The 17,658-nt window shown below is 72.0% G+C and carries 17 protein-coding genes; 2 read left to right on the plus strand and 15 right to left on the minus strand.

Annotation, left to right across the window (positions count from 1 at the left end):
• Positions 1 to 125 precede the first annotated feature (125 nt).
• The 14 genes from ACZ514_RS17245 to pgsA all read right to left on the minus strand — a co-directional run bounded on the left by ACZ514_RS17245 (position 126) and on the right by pgsA (position 12,625).
• Positions 126 to 680 carry an adenine phosphoribosyltransferase gene (locus tag ACZ514_RS17245; RefSeq protein WP_468169091.1) on the minus strand — a complete coding sequence of 185 codons (555 nt, stop codon included), beginning with the start codon at positions 678 to 680 and terminating at the stop codon, positions 126 to 128.
• Complete coding sequence (gene secF / locus ACZ514_RS17250; RefSeq protein ID WP_468169094.1) at positions 677 to 1,735, minus strand: protein translocase subunit SecF; 1,059 nt, start codon at positions 1,733 to 1,735, stop codon at positions 677 to 679. Before secF ends, ACZ514_RS17245 begins: the two co-directional genes overlap by 4 nt.
• 3 nt (positions 1,736 to 1,738) lie before the next feature.
• Complete coding sequence (gene secD / locus ACZ514_RS17255) at positions 1,739 to 3,544, minus strand: protein translocase subunit SecD (RefSeq protein ID WP_468169097.1); 1,806 nt, start codon at positions 3,542 to 3,544, stop codon at positions 1,739 to 1,741.
• 150 nt (positions 3,545 to 3,694) lie between these two features.
• Positions 3,695 to 4,138, minus strand: a complete 444-nt coding sequence (yajC, locus tag ACZ514_RS17260; RefSeq protein WP_388944442.1) for a preprotein translocase subunit YajC — start codon at positions 4,136 to 4,138, stop codon at positions 3,695 to 3,697.
• Positions 4,139 to 4,302: 164 nt separating this feature from the next.
• A complete protein-coding gene (ruvB, locus tag ACZ514_RS17265) occupies positions 4,303 to 5,379 on the minus strand; it encodes a Holliday junction branch migration DNA helicase RuvB (RefSeq protein WP_468699912.1) in 1,077 nt (358 codons plus the stop codon).
• Positions 5,380 to 5,502: 123 nt separating this feature from the next.
• Positions 5,503 to 6,126: a Holliday junction branch migration protein RuvA gene (gene ruvA, locus ACZ514_RS17270; RefSeq protein WP_468169103.1), complete on the minus strand. Its 624-nt coding sequence runs from the start codon at positions 6,124 to 6,126 to the stop codon at positions 5,503 to 5,505.
• On the minus strand, positions 6,123 to 6,731 hold the full coding sequence (gene ruvC, locus ACZ514_RS17275; protein WP_469125068.1) for a crossover junction endodeoxyribonuclease RuvC: 609 nt from the start codon (positions 6,729 to 6,731) through the stop codon (positions 6,123 to 6,125). The genes ruvA and ruvC overlap by 4 nt, the downstream gene beginning before the upstream one ends.
• 128 nt (positions 6,732 to 6,859) lie before the next feature.
• Positions 6,860 to 7,612 (minus strand): YebC/PmpR family DNA-binding transcriptional regulator, encoded by a 753-nt coding sequence (locus ACZ514_RS17280; protein WP_125817794.1) that lies wholly within the window; start codon positions 7,610 to 7,612, stop codon positions 6,860 to 6,862.
• 57 nt (positions 7,613 to 7,669) lie between these two features.
• On the minus strand, positions 7,670 to 8,263 hold the full coding sequence (pdxT, locus tag ACZ514_RS17285) for a pyridoxal 5'-phosphate synthase glutaminase subunit PdxT (RefSeq protein WP_468169109.1): 594 nt from the start codon (positions 8,261 to 8,263) through the stop codon (positions 7,670 to 7,672).
• 6 nt (positions 8,264 to 8,269) lie between these two features.
• Entirely contained in the window at positions 8,270 to 9,187 is a 918-nt protein-coding gene (pdxS, locus tag ACZ514_RS17290; RefSeq protein WP_388944424.1) for a pyridoxal 5'-phosphate synthase lyase subunit PdxS, read from the minus strand.
• 136 nt (positions 9,188 to 9,323) lie between these two features.
• Entirely contained in the window at positions 9,324 to 9,866 is a 543-nt protein-coding gene (locus ACZ514_RS17295) for a hypothetical protein (protein WP_388944421.1), read from the minus strand.
• A 28-nt stretch (positions 9,867 to 9,894) separates the two neighbouring features.
• Positions 9,895 to 11,058, minus strand: coding sequence for a glycosyltransferase family 4 protein (locus ACZ514_RS17300; RefSeq protein ID WP_468699909.1), 1,164 nt, complete (start codon positions 11,056 to 11,058; stop codon positions 9,895 to 9,897).
• Positions 11,058 to 11,960, minus strand: a complete 903-nt coding sequence (locus ACZ514_RS17305; RefSeq protein WP_468169115.1) for a phosphatidylinositol mannoside acyltransferase — start codon at positions 11,958 to 11,960, stop codon at positions 11,058 to 11,060. The genes ACZ514_RS17300 and ACZ514_RS17305 overlap by 1 nt, the downstream gene beginning before the upstream one ends.
• The gene (gene pgsA, locus ACZ514_RS17310) at positions 11,960 to 12,625 is read right to left on the minus strand and encodes a phosphatidylinositol phosphate synthase (RefSeq protein WP_468169118.1); all 666 of its coding nucleotides are present in this window, start codon (positions 12,623 to 12,625) and stop codon (positions 11,960 to 11,962) included. Before pgsA ends, ACZ514_RS17305 begins: the two co-directional genes overlap by 1 nt.
• Positions 12,626 to 12,879: 254 nt before the next feature.
• Between pgsA and ACZ514_RS17315 the strand changes: the two genes are divergently transcribed.
• Both ACZ514_RS17315 and ACZ514_RS17320 read left to right on the plus strand, forming a co-directional pair.
• Positions 12,880 to 15,084 carry an elongation factor G-like protein EF-G2 gene (locus ACZ514_RS17315; protein WP_469125069.1) on the plus strand — a complete coding sequence of 735 codons (2,205 nt, stop codon included), beginning with the start codon at positions 12,880 to 12,882 and terminating at the stop codon, positions 15,082 to 15,084.
• A 237-nt stretch (positions 15,085 to 15,321) separates the two neighbouring features.
• Positions 15,322 to 17,016, plus strand: coding sequence for a hypothetical protein (locus tag ACZ514_RS17320; RefSeq protein WP_468169432.1), 1,695 nt, complete (start codon positions 15,322 to 15,324; stop codon positions 17,014 to 17,016).
• A gap of 65 nt (positions 17,017 to 17,081) precedes the next feature.
• On the opposite strand, the gene ACZ514_RS17325 is transcribed toward ACZ514_RS17320, so the two are convergent.
• Entirely contained in the window at positions 17,082 to 17,630 is a 549-nt protein-coding gene (locus ACZ514_RS17325; protein WP_388944400.1) for an HIT family protein, read from the minus strand.
• Positions 17,631 to 17,658 lie beyond the last annotated feature (28 nt).

A 17,658-nucleotide genomic window follows, 5' to 3' on the forward strand; every position in this document is an offset into this window, starting at 1 on the left:
CTTCCAATTTTCCGCCGTCCCGTTCTCGGCGTTCCGCCCCCTGGGACACTGCCCTCCGGGCCGTTACGTGCGAGGGGCGGGCACCCGGGATGTCCCGGGTGCCCGCCGCTCGCGTACGGAGTGGGTCAGACCACGATCAGGGCGTCCAGCGGGGCGCCCGCCAGGGCGGGGGCCAGCTTGGCCCGGCCCGGGAGGAACGACAGCTCCATCAGCACGGCCACCCCGGCGACCTCGGCTCCGGCCCGCCGGATCAGCTCCAGCGAGGCCTCGGCGGTGCCGCCGGTGGCGAGGACGTCGTCGATGACCATGACCCGGTCACCGGCCGACAGGTCCTCCGCGTGGACCTCGATCTCGGCGGTGCCGTACTCCAGCTCGTACGACTGCGCGAGGGTGGCGCCCGGCAGCTTGCCGGCCTTGCGCACGGGCACGAAGCCGATGCCCGCCTGTACGGCGACCGGGGCCGCGAGGATGAACCCGCGCGCCTCCAGACCGACGATCTTCGTCGCCCCGTACCGGACCGCCAGCTCCACCAGCGCCTCGGTCAGCGCCGTGAAGGCCTTCGGGTCGGCGAGCAGCGGGGTGATGTCCTTGAACACCACGCCGGGCTTCGGGTAGTCCGGGACGTCCTTGATCCGGCCGAGCAGCAGCTCGCGCAGTTCGGGAGTGGAGGACGCGGTCACCGGCGCCGCCTCCCCTGGCCGCCCTGGGCCACGACCTGCGCGGAGCCCTCCGGCTCGGCGTCCGCGTCGGCGTCCTCGCCCTTGGCGGCGCCGGCGGCGCGCTTCGCGAGCACCCGCTTGGTCAGCGCCTTCATCGCCGGCTCGCGCTCCTTCAGGTCCACGACCAGCGGGGTCGCGATGAAGATGGAGGAGTACGCGCCGGCCGCGAGGCCCACGAACAGCGACAGCGAGATGTCGTTGAGCATGCCCGCGCCCAGGAAGCCGCCGCCGATGAAGAGCAGGCCGGCGACCGGGAGCAGCGCGACGACGGTCGTGTTGATCGAGCGGACCAGCGTGCCGTTGATGCTCCGGTTGGCGATCTCGCTGAAGGTGTAGCGGGTCTGCTTGGTGATGTCCTTCGAGCCCTCCTTCAGACCGTCGAAGACGACGACGGTGTCGTAGAGGGAGTAGCCGAGGATGGTGAGCAGACCGATCACGGTGCCCGGGGTGACCTCGAAGCCGACCAGCGCGTACACGCCGACGGTGATGGTGAGGTCGTGGATCAGCGCGATGAGGGCGGCCACGGCCATCCGCCATTCGAAGGCGATCGCCAGGTAGATCACCACGAGGACCATGAAGACGCCGAGGCCGGTCCAGGCCTTGTTCGCGATCTGCTCGCCCCAGCTCGGGCCGACGAGGTCGGCGTTGATCTGGGCCGCGTCGACCTTGAGCTCGGTGCCGAGCTGCTTCTTCACGGACGCGGCGGAGTCGGTGTCCAGACCGGAGATCTGGATGCGCATGCCGCCGGTGCCGAGCTCCTGGACGATCGCGTCGTGCCCCGAGGCCTTCTCCGCGCTCTCCGTGGCGTGGGCGACGGAGACGCTGGTCTTCGGGGTGGTGAAGACGGCGCCGCCCTTGAACTCGATGCCCATGTTGAGGCCCTGGACGGCCAGGGCGACGATCGCCGTGATGGTGATCAGGATGGAAACGCCGTACCAGACGAAGCGCTTGCCGACGAAGTCGTAGCCGACATCACCGCGGTACAGCTTGGCGCCGAGATCTCCCAGCTTCGACATCTCTCACGCCTCCTTTGCGTCGACGGGGGCGGGAACGGGCGCGCCTCGGCGGGACCTGCGCAGCGGCGGCTTGGCGCCGAGCCGCTGCGGGTCGAGCCCGGACCACGGGTGCCCGCTGGAGAAGAACTTCGTGCGCGCGAGCAGGGTCATGATCGGCTTGGTGAACAGGAACACCACGACCACGTCGAGGAGGGTGGTCAGACCCAGGGTGAAGGCGAAGCCCTGGACCTTGCCGACCGTGACGATGAAGAGCACCGCGGCGGCGAGGAACGACACGAAGTCGGAGACCAGGATCGTGCGGCGGGCACGCGGCCAGGCGCGCTCGACGGCCGGGCGCAGGGTGCGGCCCTCGCGGATCTCGTCGCGGATGCGCTCGAAGTACACGATGAACGAGTCGGCGGTGATGCCGATCGCGACGATCGCGCCGCAGACGGCGGGCAGGTTCAGGGCGAAGCCGATGCCCTTGCCCAGCAGCGCCATGATCGTGTAGGTGAGGACCGCGGACACCATGAGGCTGACGATGGCGATGAAGGCCAGACCGCGGTAGTACACGAGCAGGTAGATCACCACGAGCGCGAGGCCGATGGCGCCGGCGATGAGGCCGGCCTTCAGCTGCTCGCCGCCGAGCGCGGCGGTGACGGTGGTGACGCTGTCCTCCTGGAAGGACAGCGGCAGGGCGCCGTACGAGAGCATGTTGCCCAGGTCCTGAGCGGACTGCTGGGTGAAGCCGCCGGAGATCTCGGCGTTGCCGCCGGTCAGCGCCTGGCTGACGGACGGGTCGGAGATGACCTCGCCGTCGAGCACGATCGCGAACTGGTTCTGCGGGGACTGCTTGGTGGCCAGCTCACCGGTGATCTTGGCGAACTTGTCGGCGCCCTTGTCGGTGAACTGCATGGTGACGATCCACTGACCGCGCTGCTGGTCGATGACGCCCTGGGCGTCCTTCACGTCCTGGCCGTTGACCTGGGCCGGGCCCAGGAGCCACTTGCCCCAGGCGGTGCCGCGCTGACCGCAGGCGATCATCGGCTCCTCGGGCTTGACGCCCTTGCCGGCGGCGGCGCGCTGGTCCTCCTTGGTGCAGTCCAGCGCGGCGAACTTCGCCTGCAGGTCCGCGGCGGCCGGGTCGGCCGGCGGGGTCGGAACGGGAGCCGGGGCCGAGGGCGTGGCCTTGTTGTCGTCTGCCTTCTTCGACTCGCTCACCGACGGCGAGGGAGTGGGGGTGCCCGGGGCCTTGAGGGCCTCGCTGAGCACACGGCCCTGGGAAGTGGCGCTGGACGACGGGGTGGCCGGCGCGGAGGGCTTGGAGCCCTCGGCCTTCGGGGCGCCGGAACCGCTCGCGGAGGGGCTCGCGGAGGGGTTCGCGGGCGTGCTCGGCTTCGGCTCGGGAGCGACGGGAGCGCCGTCGGCGAAGGCCAGCACGGGGCGGAAGTACAGCTGGGCGGTGGTACCGACCTGCTCGCGGGCCTGCTGTTCGTTCGTCCCCTTGGGGATGTTCACGATGATGTGGTCGCGGCCCTGGGTCTGGACCTCCGACTCCGAGACGCCGAGACCGTTGACGCGGCGCTCGATGATGCCGACCGCCGTGTTCATGTTGGTCTCGTTGACGGCGTCCGGCTTGCCGGGCTCGCTCTTGGCCTTGAGCGTGATGCTCGTACCACCGGCGAGGTCGATGCCCAGACGGGGCGTCGTCTGCTTCGTGAGGAACATCCCCGCGGTGAGCGCCACCATCGCGATCAGGATGAAGGCCAGGGCGCGCCCCGGCCTCCCCTGAGCCCCCGTGGGCCGCCGGCCCTTCTTCGGTGCTGCCACCTTGTCGTATCTCCCTGTCCAACCGTCCCGCGCCGGGTCAGCGCGCGGACGGCCACGAAATGTGTGGTGGGGACCCCTGCCCCCCGCAGAAGTTCACTGCGGGAACCGCGGCGGATGCCGGTCGGACACCGCCGCGGCCCCTGCCGGACGCTACTTGGCGCCGGGCTCGCCGTCGGTCTTGCCGTCCTTCGGCTCGTCGTCGCCCTTGGGCTCGTCCTTCTTGCCCAGGTCGAGCTTGGGGGCGTCGCCCTCGGTCAGCGAGGAGGCGTCGTCGGGGACGACCGGCGCGTCCTCCTCCGGAGTCTCGGAGAAGCCGTGGACGATCCGGTTGTACTCGGCGTCCTCCAGCACGGCGCCGATGGCGTTCTTCGCGTAGACCGCGTGGACACCGGGGGCCACCTCGAGGGTGACGGTGTCCTCGCCGATCTCCTTGACGGTGGCGTACATGCCGCCGATGGTGCGCACGCCGGTGCCGGTCGTCATCTGGTCACGCATCTGAGCGGCCTGGGCCTGCTTCTTCTTTGCGGACCGGGTCATCAGGAACATCGCCCCGATGAGCACGATGAACGGGAGCAAGAAGCTGATGTTGTTCACGGGACGAGGATCCTTCGCACGGCCGCGCCGGGGAGCGGCCATTTCTACGGGGGTGGGCACGCCGACCCGAAGGGTCGGCATCGGCGGAGTCTAGGCGAGTCCGCACCGATGGAACAACGCCCAGCATGGCACCGCGGTTCCTGACCGGTCGAACCTCCGCGCCGTCAGGCCCCGAACAGGCCCTGTTGTCCGCTTGTTCCGCGGCCGCCCGGCTGCGGCGGGACGAGCCCCAGGTGGGCCCAGGCGGCGGGGGTCGCGACCCGGCCGCGCGGGGTGCGGGCGAGGAGCCCCTCCCGGACGAGGAAGGGCTCGGCGACCTCCTCGACCGTCTCGCGCTCCTCCCCCACGGCGACGGCCAGGGTGGACAGCCCGACGGGCCCGCCGCCGAACAGCTTGAGCAGGGCCTCGAGCACGGCCCGGTCCAGCCGGTCCAGTCCGCGCGCGTCCACCTCGTACACCTGGAGGGCGGTGGCGGCCACCTCACGGGTGATCACGCCGTCCGCCCTGACCTGCGCGTAGTCGCGGACGCGGCGCAGCAGCCGGTTGGCGATGCGGGGGGTGCCGCGGGAGCGGCCGGCGATCTCGGCGGCCCCGGCGGTGTCGATCTCGACGTCGAGGAGGCCGGCGGAGCGCCGGATGACGCGTTCGAGCTCCGCGGGGGCGTAGAACTCCATGTGGCCGGTGAAGCCGAAGCGGTCCCGCAGCGGCGGCGGGAGCAGGCCGGCGCGGGTGGTGGCCCCGACGAGGGTGAAGGGCGGCAGCTCCAGCGGGATGGCGGTGGCTCCGGGGCCCTTGCCGACGATCACGTCGACGCGGAAGTCCTCCATGGCCATGTAGAGCATCTCCTCGGCGGGCCGGGACATGCGGTGGATCTCGTCGAGGAAGAGGACTTCCCCCTCCTGGAGGGAGGACAGGATCGCGGCGAGGTCTCCGGCGTGCTGGATGGCGGGGCCGGAGGTGATCCGGATGGGCGCCCCCATCTCGGCGGCGATGATCATGGAGAGGGTGGTCTTGCCGAGGCCGGGCGCTCCGGACAGCAGGACGTGGTCGGCGGTGGCGCCGCGCTGGCGGGCGGCCTTGAGCACGAGGTCCAGCTGCTGGCGGACCTTCTCCTGGCCGACGAACTCGCCGAGGTCCTTGGGGCGCAGCGCGGCCTCGACGGCGGTGTCCTCCCCGTCGGCCGCGGCGGTGACCAGCCTGTCGGGCTCGGAGGTGCCGGTGTCGTCGTCGTCCCAGTTCACGGTGGTCAGTCTGCCTTCTACGTCGTTGCGGTGGTCGATCCGGGCCCCGCCGCCGCCCCCGCGCCGGCCCGGCCCCGGTCAGGGCCGGACCGGCGGGCGACGGGCGCGGGGGCGCCCGCCGGCTCAGCGGGCCCGGCTGAGGGACTGCAGCGCCGCCCGCAGGAGCTGCGGAACGGGGGCCGAGCCGCCGGCGGCGATGGCGGCCTCGGCCTGCGGCGTCACCGCGGACACGGCCTCGTCGGCCTCCCGGGCGGCGTAGCCGAGGCCGATCAGCGCGGCGGTCAGCTGCTCGGTCCAGGGGGCGGGCCCCGACGCGGGCGCGCGCTGGGCACCGACCACCGGGCCGGGGGCGCCCAGCTTGTCCTTGAGCTCCAGCAGCAGCTTCTGCGCGCCCTTGGGCCCGATCCCCGGCACCGCCGTCAGCGCCTTGGCGTCCCCCGAGGCGAAGGCCGCCCGCAGCGCGTCCGGGCTGTGCACGCCGAGCATCGCCTGGGCCACCCGCGGGCCGACGCCGCTCGCGGTCTGGAGCAGCTCGAAGACCTGGCGTTCGTCGTCGTCGGCGAAGCCGTACAGGGTCAGCGAGTCCTCCCGTACGACCAGCGAGGTGGCCAGCCGCGCCTGCTCGCCCACCCGCAGTCCGGCGATGGTGTTCGGCGTGCACTGCACGGCCATCCCCACTCCCCCGACCTCGATCACGGCGAGGGCGGGGGTGAGCGCGGCGACCTGGCCGCTGACGAAGGCGATCATCGGGTACGGCCTTTCGGGGCGTTCGGGCTCGTGCCGGCGTTCGTGGCGCTCGGCGCGTGGACGGCGTACAGGGGGTGCGCGGCGCGGGCACCGGTGGCGTGCCGGGCCACCGCCTGCTGGAGGCGGTTCTGGGCGGGGGCGCGCCAGATGTGGCAGATGGCGAGGGCCAGCGCGTCGGCGGCATCGGCCGGCCTGGGCGGTTCGGCGAGCCGCAGCAGCCGGGTCACCATCGCCCCGACCTGCGCCTTGTCGGCGCGACCGCTGCCGGTGACGGCGGCCTTGACCTCGCTCGGGGTGTGCAGCGCGACCGGTATCCCGCGGCGCGCGGCGCACAGCATGGCGACGGCGCTGGCCTGGGCGGTGCCCATGACGGTGCGGACGTTGTGCTGGCTGAAGACCCGCTCCACGGCGACGCATTCGGGCCGGTGGGCATCGAGCCACTCCTCGATGCCGGCCTCGATCGCGACGAGCCGGTCCCCCAGCTCCGCGTCGGCGGGCGTCCGTACGACCCCGACGCCGATCATGGTCAGGGGCCGTCCGGCGACCCCCTCGACCACGCCGACGCCGCACCGCGTCAGCCCCGGGTCCACGCCCAGTACGCGCACGCGCGCCCCCTCCTCCGACCACCGTTCACCTGTCGGTGCAGGCTATCCGCCGCCACTGACAAAGCGGCGGGCCGACAGGGTGTGTCCTGTCGGCCCGCCGGAGGCAGAGCGGGAAGGTGCGGCGCCGGTCAGGCGTCGACCTTCTCCATGACCTCGTCCGAGACGTCGAAGTTGGCGAAGACGTTCTGCACGTCGTCGCTGTCCTCCAGGGCGTCGATCAGCTTGAAGATCTTGCGCGCGCCCTCCTCGTCGAGCTCGACCTGCATGGTCGGGACGAAGCTGGAGTCGGCCGAGTCGTAGTCGATGCCGGCTTCCTGGAGCGCGGTGCGGACCGCGACCAGGTCGGTGGCCTCGCTGATGATCTCCCAGGTGTCGCCGTTGTCGTTGACCTCTTCGGCACCGGCGTCCAGGACCGCGCCCAGGACGTCGTCCTCGGAGAGGTCGGCCTTGGGCAGGAGGATGACGCCCTTGCGGTTGAACAGGTACGAGACCGAGCCCGGGTCGGCCATGGAGCCGCCGTTGCGGGTCATGGCGACGCGGACGTCGGAGGCGGCACGGTTGCGGTTGTCGGTGAGGCACTCGATGAGCACCGCGACACCGTTGGGGCCGTAGCCCTCGTACATGATCGTCTCGTAGTCGGCGCCGCCGGCCTCGAGGCCGCCGCCGCGCTTGACCGCGGAGTCGATGTTCTTGTTCGGGACCGACTGCTTCTTGGCCTTCTGAACGGCGTCGAAGAGCGTCGGGTTGCCGTCGATGTCCGCGCCGCCCATACGGGCCGCGACCTCGATGTTCTTGATCAGCTTCGCGAAGAGCTTGCCGCGCTTGGCATCGATCACGGCCTTCTTGTGCTTCGTCGTAGCCCATTTAGAGTGGCCGGACATCCGCCTGTCTCCTTCGCGTAACCAACAGTGTTCACCGACGATCCTACCGGGACCTCGTCACAGCCCCGCGCGCACCATGTCGACGAAGTACGCGTGGACGCGGTCGTCGCCGGTCAGTTCGGGGTGGAACGAGGTGGCGAGGACGTTGCCCTGGCGCACGGCGACGGTGTGGCCGTCGTACGTGGCGAGCACCTCGGCGGCGGCGCCGACCGACTCGACCCACGGCGCGCGGATGAAGACGCCCTCGACGGGGCCGCCCTCCACGCCCGCGAAGTCGATCCGGGCCTCGAAGGACTCGTTCTGGCGTCCGAAGGCGTTGCGGCGCACGATCATGTCGATGCCGCCGAGCGTCTCCTGGTCGTCACGGCCGTCCAGCAGCTTGTCGGCGAGCATGATCATGCCGGCGCAGGTGCCGTACACGGGCATGCCGGCGCGCACGCGCTCGCGCAGCGGCTCCAGCATGCCGAACAGCACGGCGAGCTTGGACATGGTGGTGGACTCGCCGCCGGGGATCACCAGGGCGTCGACCTCGGAGAGCTCCTCGGGCCGCCGGACCGGCCTGGCCACGGCGTCCGCCGCGGCCAGGGCGATCAGGTGCTCCCGTACGTCGCCCTGGAGCGCCAGGACACCGATCACGGGGGTGGGGGTCATGACCGGTTACCAGCCGCGGTTGGCGTAGCGCTCGGCCTCGGGCAGGGTGTCGCAGTTGATGCCGACCATGGCCTCGCCCAGGTTGCGGGACGCGTCCGCGATGACCTTCGGGTCGTCGAAGAAGGTGGTGGCCTTCACGATGGCGGCGGCACGCTTGGCCGGGTCACCGGACTTGAAGATGCCGGAGCCGACGAAGACGCCCTCGGCGCCGAGCTGGCGCATCAGGGCGGCGTCGGCCGGGGTGGCGACACCGCCGGCGGAGAACAGCACGACGGGGAGCTTGCCGAGCTCGGCGACCTCCTTGACGAGCTCGTACGGGGCGCGCAGCTCCTTGGCGGCGGCGTACAGCTCGTTGTTGTCGAAGCCGCGCAGCTTGGCGATCTCGTTCTTGATCTGGCGCAGGTGGCGGACGGCCTCGACGACGTTGCCGGTGCCGGCCTCGCCCTTCGAGCGGATCATGGCCGCGCCCTCGGCGATGCGGCGCAGGGCCTCGCCCAGGTTGGTGGCGCCACAGACGAAGGGGGTGGTGAAGGCCCACTTGTCGGAGTGGTTGACCTCGTCGGCCGGGGTCAGGACCTCGGACTCGTCGATGTAGTCGACGCCGAGGGACTGGAGGACCTGGGCCTCGACGAAGTGGCCGATGCGGGACTTGGCCATGACCGGGATGGAGACGGCCTCGATGATCTCTTCGATCATGTTGGGGTCGGACATGCGGGCCACGCCGCCGTCCTTGCGGATGTCGGCGGGGACCCGCTCGAGGGCCATGACGGCCACGGCGCCGGCGTCCTCGGCGATCTTCGCCTGCTCGGCGTTGACCACGTCCATGATCACGCCGCCCTTGAGCTGCTCGGCCATGCCGCGCTTGACGCGGGAGGTGCCGATGGCCGACTCAGCGGACTGGGAAGAGGTGGGAAGCGTGCTCACGGGTTGACCTCACTCGAAACGAACTCGAAAGGGAAGACGGGCGGTACTCGCTGAGGAAACCCCACCGACCAGTCCACTACAAGGGCCAATGTGGAGCCGGTGGCTCTTTCACTTGTCCCCCGCGGCCCTATGAAGGTCAGGCGGGGCGGTCCGCGAGGTCCACCGGAGGCTCATCGTCCATTTCGAAGGCCAGCGGGAACGGCGCGTGTCCCGCCAGTCTGAACCACCGGACCTTGCGGTGGCGGCGCAGCGCGCGGGCGGCCCGTACGGAGTCGTTGAGGAACCTGCGCGCCATCGGCACCCGGCGGACCGCCGCGGCCAGCTCCTCGGCGGCCTCCTCGCCGCCCGGGGCCGCCTTCAGCACCTCCACCTGGTCGGCGTCGGCGAACACCGCCCGCAGCGCCTGGCTGAGCTCGCTCTCGGCGACCTCCCGGTGTTCCTCCTCCGCCTGCCGCGCGGCGTGCGCGGCCTCGTACAGCACCAGCGAGGAGGCCGGGTCGAGCGCCCCGGAGGTGGCCACCTCCAGCACCACGGAGGCCCGCCGCACGAGCTGCGCGTCGAGGGCGGCCCGGGCGGCGTCCATCCGCGTGTGCAGCCGGTCCAGCCGCCCGGCGGTCCAGCTGAGGTAGACCCCGACGACGGCGAGCGCCACCGCGATCCAGACAAGGTTTTCGATCACGGGCGGCGACACTACCCGGTGCGGGCGCCTACGTGTCCCGCGAGAAGCCGAGGCGGCTGCGCAGGGAGATCCGTTCGTCGGCGGCGACGGCGGCCGCGCCGGCGGTGACGGTCTCGTACACGGCGAGGATGTCCGCGCCCACCGTCGACCAGTCGAAGCGGCGCACGTGCGCCGAGCCGCGGGCGCTCAGTTCCGCGCGCCGGGCCGGGTCGCGCAGGAGGGCGGTCGCCGCCGCGGCCAGGGAGGCGGCGTCCTCGTTGGCGAACAGTTCTCCCGCCGCCCCCTGGTCCAGGACCTGGGCGAAGGCGTCGAGGTCCGAGGCCAGGACGGCGGCGCCCGCCGAGAGGGCCTCGACCAGGATGATCCCGAAGCTCTCGCCGCCGGTGTTGGGGGCGACGTAGACGTCCACGCTGCGCAGCAGGCGGGCCTTGTCCTCGTCGGAGACCATGCCGAGGAACTCGACCCGGGAGCGGAGTTCCGCCGGCAGGGAGGCCACGGCCTCCTCCTCGTCGCCCCGGCCCGCCACGAGCAGGCGTACGTCCGGGCAGGCCCGGGCGATGGCCGGGAAGGCGGCCATGAGCACCGGGAGGCCCTTGCGGGGTTCGTCGATGCGGCCGATGAAGCCGAGGGTCCGCCCGCTCCACTCGGCCTTGGGCTCGGCCCGGGCGAAGAAGTCGACGTCGACCCCATTGGGGATGACCACGGCGTCCCCGCCGAGGTGTTCCACCAGCGTGCGCCGGGCGTACTCGCTCACCGCGATCCGGGCGCTGATCTTCTCCAGCGCCGGCTGGAGGATGGGGTACGCGGCGGTCATCGCGCGCGAGCGGGGGTTGGAGGTGTGGAACGTCGCCACGATCGGGCCCTGGGCCGCCCAGCACGACAGCAGGCCCAGGGAGGGCGAGGCCGGCTCGTGGATGTGGATCACGTCGAAGACGCCCTCGTGCAGCCAGCGGCGTACGCGGGCGGCGGAGAGGAAGCCGAAGTTCAGCCGGGCGACCGACCCGTTGTAGGGCACCGGCACCGCCCGTCCCGCCGAGACCACGTAGGGGGGCAGCGGGGTCTCGTCGTCCGCCGGGGCCAGCACCGACACCTCGTGACCCCGGCGGATCAGGTGCTCGGCCAGGTCGCGGATGTGGAACTGGACGCCGCCCGGGACGTCCCACGAGTACGGGCACACGATGCCGATCTTCACTACGGGCGCTCCTCCAGGTCGTCGAGCCACAAGCGCTGGAGCATGTGCCAGTCCTCCGGGTGCTCGGCGATCCCGGACGCGAACGCGTCCGCGACCGCCTGGGTCATGGCGGCGGTCTTCTCGCTCCGCGTGCCCTCGCTCGGCACTTCCACCTCGGGGTGGAACCGGCCGTACATCTTCGGGCTGTCGCCGTAGTAGAGCGTGACCGGCAGCAGTACCGCCCCGGTCTGCTGCGCCAGCAGCGCCGGCCCGGCGGGCATCCGCGCCCGGGAGCCGAAGAAGTCCACCTCGACCCCGGAGGCCGACAGGTCCCGGTCGGCGACCAGGCAGACCAGCCCGCCGGCGCGCAGCCGGCGCGCCAGGGTGCCGAAGGAGGCGCCCCCGGTGTGCGGGAGGACCTCCATGCCGAGGCTCTCCCGGTAGGCGACGAAGCGGTCGAAGAGGGACTCGGGCTTGAGCCGCTCGGCGACGGTGGTGAAGGGAACGCCCAGGTGGCCGGTGACCCACGCGCCGGCGAGGTCCCAGTTGGCCAGGTGCGGCAGTGCGGCGACGACCCCGCGCCCGGAGGCGATCGCCTCGCGCAGGACGTGGTCGTCCTCCAGCCGGACGTCCTCGCCGAACCGTTTCGCGTCCATGGCCGGCAGCCGGAAGGACTCCATCCAGTAGCGCATGTACGAGCGCATGCCCGCGCGCGACAGCTCCCGCAGCCGCTCGGGGGTCGCGTCGGGCACCACCCGGGCCAGGTTGGACTCCAGCCGCAGCACGCTCTTCCCGCGGCGTTTCCACGCCACGTCGGCGATCCCGCGGCCGAGGGCCACCGCCGCCGGCTCGGGCAGCTTCCTCACGCCCGCCCAGCCGAGCCCGTACAGCCCGTCGACCAGCTTGTCCCGCGCCCCGCCCATCAGACCGCCCCGCCCTCGGCGCCGGTGGCCGCCGCGTCGGCCTCGGCCGCCTCGCGGCGTACGGTGACCACGCGCTGCACCAGCGTGACGAGCGAGCCCGCCGCCACGATCCACAGCGCGACCGGCAGCAGCACCCCGATCCACGAGGGGACGCCGAAGGTCTGCAGTCCGGACAGGCCGGCCGCGACCAGGGAGATCACCAGGCGCTCGGCCCGCTCGACGAGCCCGTTGACGGCGACCGGCAGCCCGATCGCCTCGCCGCGGGCCTTCGTGTACGAGACCACCTGCCCGCTGGCCAGGCAGAAGATCGCCACCGCGCACAGGGCGTTGTCGTCACCCCGGCCGGCGTACCAGAGCGCGAGGCCGCCGAAGATCGCGGCGTCGGCCACCCGGTCGAGCGTGGAGTCGAGGAACGCGCCCCAGCGGCTGGAGAGGCCCGCCTGGCGGGCCATGTTCCCGTCCACCAGGTCGGAGAAGACGAAGAGGGTGATGGTGATGGTGCCCCAGAAGAACTCGCCTCTGGGGAAGAAGACCAGCGCCCCGGCCACCACTCCGGCCGTACCGATGAGGGTGACGGCGTCCGGGCTCACCCCCCGGCGCAGGAGAAACGCGGCGAACGGCGTGAGAACACGCGTGAAGAACGCACGCGCGTACTTGTTCAGCATGGCCTTCCCAGAGGGTCGGTGGGCCGAGCGGCCACCACGGCCACCGGCTGGCCCATCGTAGCCAGCGCCCCGCGTCCCCGGCGCCGCGCACCCACCGGTCGGCTCCCGCCCGCCGCCCGCGGCGGGCCCGCGTCACCCTCCCGCCGCGCGGGCGGCCGTGGCCGGTACCACGTATGGACGCAGTGTGACGGCGGTGCAAAGCTCGAAGGACCCCGATCACCCTCCTCACCGCGACACCAGGAGGCACGAGCACCATGGGAGCCACATCACACCAAGCCGGAGCCGCCGGCAGGGCACTGACGGCCGACCGCCCCGATTCCGTACGGAACGTCGTGCTGGTCGGCCACAGCGGCGCGGGGAAGACGACCCTGGTCGAGGCCCTGGCCCTCACGGCGGGGGCCGTGAACCGGGCAGGACGGGTCGAGGACGGCACCACGGTCTCGGACCACGACGAGATCGAGCACCGCCGCCAGCGCTCCGTCCAGCTGTCCCTGGTCCCCGTCGAATGGGCCGGAATCAAGATCAACATCCTGGACACCCCCGGATACGCCGACTTCGTCGGGGAACTCAGGGCCGGTCTGCGCGCCGCGGACGCGGCCCTCTTCGTCGTCTCCGCCTCCGACGGGATCGACGGGGCCACCCGGATGGTCTGGGACGAATGCGAGGCCGTCGGCATGCCGCGGGCCATCGTCGTCACCCATCTGGAGGCAGCCCGCGCCGATTACTCCCAGATGACCGCCGTCTGCGGAGAGATCTTCGGCGCCGACGACCCGGACGCCGTCATCCCGCTCTACCTCCCGCTGCACGGACCGGCCGGACCCGACGGCCACGCCCCCGTCACCGGGCTCCTGGGCCTGCTCTCCCGGCGCGTGTACGACTACACCTCCGGCGAGCGCGCCGAGCGCGACCCGGACCCCGCCGAACGCGCCCTCATCGACGACGCCCGCTCCCGCCTCATCGAGGGGATCATCGCCGAGAGCGAGGACGAGACCCTCATGGACCGCTACCTCGGCGGTGAGGACATCGACGTCAAGACCCTGATCGACGATCTGGAGCGGGCCGTCGCCCGGGGCACCTTCCACCCCGTCCTGATGGCCGCCCCGGCCGCCGACGGCGCCCGCCAGGGCCTGGGCACCGTGGAACTCCTCGAACTGATCACGGGCGGCTTCCCCACCCCCGCGGAACGCGCCCCCGTCCGTGTCACCGGCCCCGACGGCTCCCCCCGCCCCGACGTGACCTGCGACCCGGCCGGGCCGCTCCTCGCCGAGGTCGTCAAGACCTCCTCCGACCCCTACGTCGGCCGCGTCTCCCTGGTCCGCGTCTTCTCCGGCACCCTGCGCCCCGAGGAGACCGTCCACGTCTGCGGCCACGGTGCGGAGGACCGGGGCGGCGAGAGCCGCGCCCTCCACGAAGCGGACGAGCGGATCGGCGCCCTCACCTCCCCCTTCGGCAAACAGCAGCGCACCCTCGGCGCCTGCGTCGCGGGCGACCTCGCCTGCGTGGCCAAACTCACCCGCGCCGAGACCGGCGACACCCTCTCCGCCAAGGACGTCCCGCTCCTGATGGAGCCCTGGCCGATGCCCGAACCGCTGCTCCCCCTCGCCGTCGAGGCCCACAGCAAGGCCGACGAGGACAAGCTCTCGCAGGGCCTGGCCCGCCTGATCGCCGAGGACCCCACGCTGCGGCTGGAGCAGAACCCGCACACCCACCAGCTCGTCCTGTGGTGCCTGGGCGAGGCGCACCAGGACCTCGTACTGGAGCGGCTGAAGACCCGCTACGGGGTCCAGGTCGACCCCGTCCCCCACAAGGTCAGCCTGCGCGAGACCTTCGGCGCCAAGGCCGCCGGGCGCGGCCGGCACGTCAAGCAGTCCGGCGGCCACGGCCAGTACGCCATCTGCGAGATCGAGGTCGAGCCGCTCCCGCCCGGCAGCGGCATCGAGTTCGTCGACAAGGTCGTCGGCGGCGCGGTGCCCCGCCAGTTCATCCCGTCCGTGGAGAAGGGCGTACGCGCCCAGGCCGCCCGCGGCATCGCGGCCGGCTATCCGCTGGTCGACGTACGCGTCATCCTGCGCGACGGCAAGGCGCACTCGGTGGACTCCTCCGACGCCGCCTTCCAGACGGCGGGCGCCCTCGCCCTGCGCGAAGCGGCCGCCGACGTCCCGATCCACCTGCTGGAGCCCGTCGCGGAACTCGACGTCGAGGTGCCCGACGAGTACGTCGGCCCGGTCATGAGCGACCTCGCCGGCCGCCGCGGCCGCGTCGTCGGCACCGAACAGGCCGGCCCCGGCCGGTCCCGGGTGCGGGCCGAGATCCCCGAGATCGAGATCGGCCGCTACGCCGTGGACCTGCGCTCCGTGTCCCACGGCACGGGCCGCTTCAGCCGCGCGTACGCCCGGCACGAGCCGATGCCGGCCCACCTCGCGGACAAGGTGCGCGAACAGGCCGAGAAGGGAAGTTAGTTGACATAACATCGGACGCCGCCCACCCAACACGCTTGCGGTGGGCGGTATTTCCCTGTCCCATGACCATGGGGACCGGTACGCCGATAGGCTCTTCGCCGCGACGGAGAGCACAACGGACCGCGACGGAGCGCGACACGCCGCGAAAGCGGACGGCAGCAGGGCACCACAGCAGTACGGCAGCACGAGAACGACTGGCACGACGGCACCACGGGCAAAGAGCACAGTGGCACGGTGATGGGGGCAGCGGTGGCGGACGACGGTTTCGACTTCAGGCCCGGAGCACAGATTCCTCTGCAGGGGGGCGGCGGCCAGACCGCGGCGACCAACGCGCTCGCCTCCGCCGCGTACCGCGACGGCGGCAAGGACACCGCCCTGTCCTCCATCCTCACGGCGAACAGCGAGAACCACCCGGCCTCGGTCAAGCCGCCCAAGATCTCCCTCTTCGAGCCCAACCTCGGCGAGGCCTTCTGCCGCGCCGTCGAGGCCCGCACCCTCGGAGCCGGCCGCAAGCCGCTCATCCAGTCCTTCGGCGCCGACCCGCAGACCGTGGTCGAGCACTGCCTGGCCGCCTCCCGGATCCGCAAGGAACGCGACCGCAAGCTCCGCATGATCACGCTGGTCAGCGGAGTGGTGTTCCTGCCCGGACTGCTGCTGTGGCTCGGCCTCTTCCAGCTCCGCAAGACCCTGTCCGGCGGCGAGGGCAAGAAGAGCGGCTGGATCGGCACCGCCCTGCTGGTCGGCGTGGTCCTCTTCGGCGCGGTGCTGCTGTACCGGGTGGTGTACCGCCAGCCCGGCAGCGGCCTGCTGGAGCTGTACCTGCTCGGCGCGCTCGTCGCCCCGGTCCTCGGCTGGTACCTGGCCCGCCGGATCTGCGAGTCCACCGCCGCCGACCTGCGCTCCCGCTGGGACGGCCTGCTCGGCGGCGGCGCACCCGTCGCCGCCAAGATCCCGGAGGCGGTCCCGGGCAACCCCGACGAGAAGGCCCGCGAGGACCTGCGCCGCCAGCTGGCGAAGCTGACCGCGGAGGACCGCAGCAACTCCGTCTTCTACGCCGGCCCCAAGGGCATCCTCGGCATGGGCACCCGCTGGGGCAGCTGGCAGATGGCCGAGGAGCTGACCCCGAAGGTGGACGGGCGCGACATCCACCCCTTCCGCAGCTGGGACGTCATACGCGCGATCGACACCGAGCTGCGCAAGCTGGAGCGCGGCCCCCTGCACACCGGCGGCTTCCCGCCCGCCTCGATCCAGCACTGGATCGTCACCCCCGTCGGCGAGGGCGCCGCCGAAGTGGCCCGGCCGAGCGGCGAGGACGTCGACAGCTTCCTGGTCAAGCCGCACGAGATCACCCGGATCTGCAACGAGCAGCAGTTCAGCGCCGGCAACCGGCACTACCTCGGCATCCAGTACCCGCTCTGGGACGGCCAGCTCGTCATCACGATGCTGGTCACGGTCACCGTCCTCTACAAGACCCTGCGCGTGGACGTCACCGCGCACGCCCTCGGCCCGGTCCACGGCCTGTTCACCACCAAGTCCAAGGCCCCGGTGGTCGAGGTCCCCAAGTCGATCCGCTTCTGGGAGACCGTGGAGCGCCCGCTGCCGCTGGTGGACACCATGGAAGTCGTACGCCTGGCCGTGCGCGCCCCCCTGACCTGGTACCCGCCGCTGCTGGAGTACTTCGGCGGCAAGCTGGTCCTGCCCGAGCCCTTCGGCCTGCGGCACGTGTGGGCGAGCTCCATGTGGCGCCACCGGTTCATGGCGGACGACGCGCTGCGCACCGTGGCCCCGGTCCTGCGGTCGGTGCACCGCGCGACCTTCAGGGTGCTGGAGGAGAACGGCGTGGACACCGCGGCCTTCACCAACCGCTCCTCGATCATGAACGGCCTCGTCCAGGAACCCGCGCCCCGCAAGGCCGACGTCTACGACGCGTAGGCACGCGGGAGGAGCCGCGGCCGCCGCCCCCGACGGAGCGGCGGTCCGGCCGTACGAGGTTCGGCCTAGTCGTTCGGCCAGGCGTCGGCGAGCATCTGGCGGGTGTCCGCGAGGAGTTGCGGCAGCACCTTGGTGTGCCCGACGACCGGCATGAAGTTCGTGTCCCCGCCCCAGCGGGGCACGATGTGCTGGTGCAGGTGGGCGGCGATGCCGGCGCCGGCGGCACTGCCCTGGTTCATGCCGATGTTGAAGCCGTGTGCGCCGGAGGCCTTGCGCAGCGCGACCATGGCCCGCTTCGTCAGGTCCGCCAGCTCCGCCGTCTCCGGCGCGTCGAGCTCCGTGTAGTCGGCGACGTGGCGGTACGGGACGACCATCAGGTGGCCGCCGTTGTACGGGTAGAGGTTCAGCACGGCGTAGACGTGCTTGCCCCGCGCCACGACCAGGCCCTCCGTGTCGGACATCTCCGGAATCCCGCAGAAGGGACAGCCGTCCCCGGCTTCCGGGCCGGTCGGCTTGTTCTCGCCCTGGATGTAGGCCATCCGGTGGGGCGTCCACAGACGCTGGAACGCGTCCTGCGTGCCCACACCGATCTGCTGCTCCGGCTCAATCGTCATAGGCGCAGCATATGACCTCGTCCGGACG

The sequence above is a fragment of the Streptomyces sp. NPDC034086 genome, assembly GCF_055575515.1.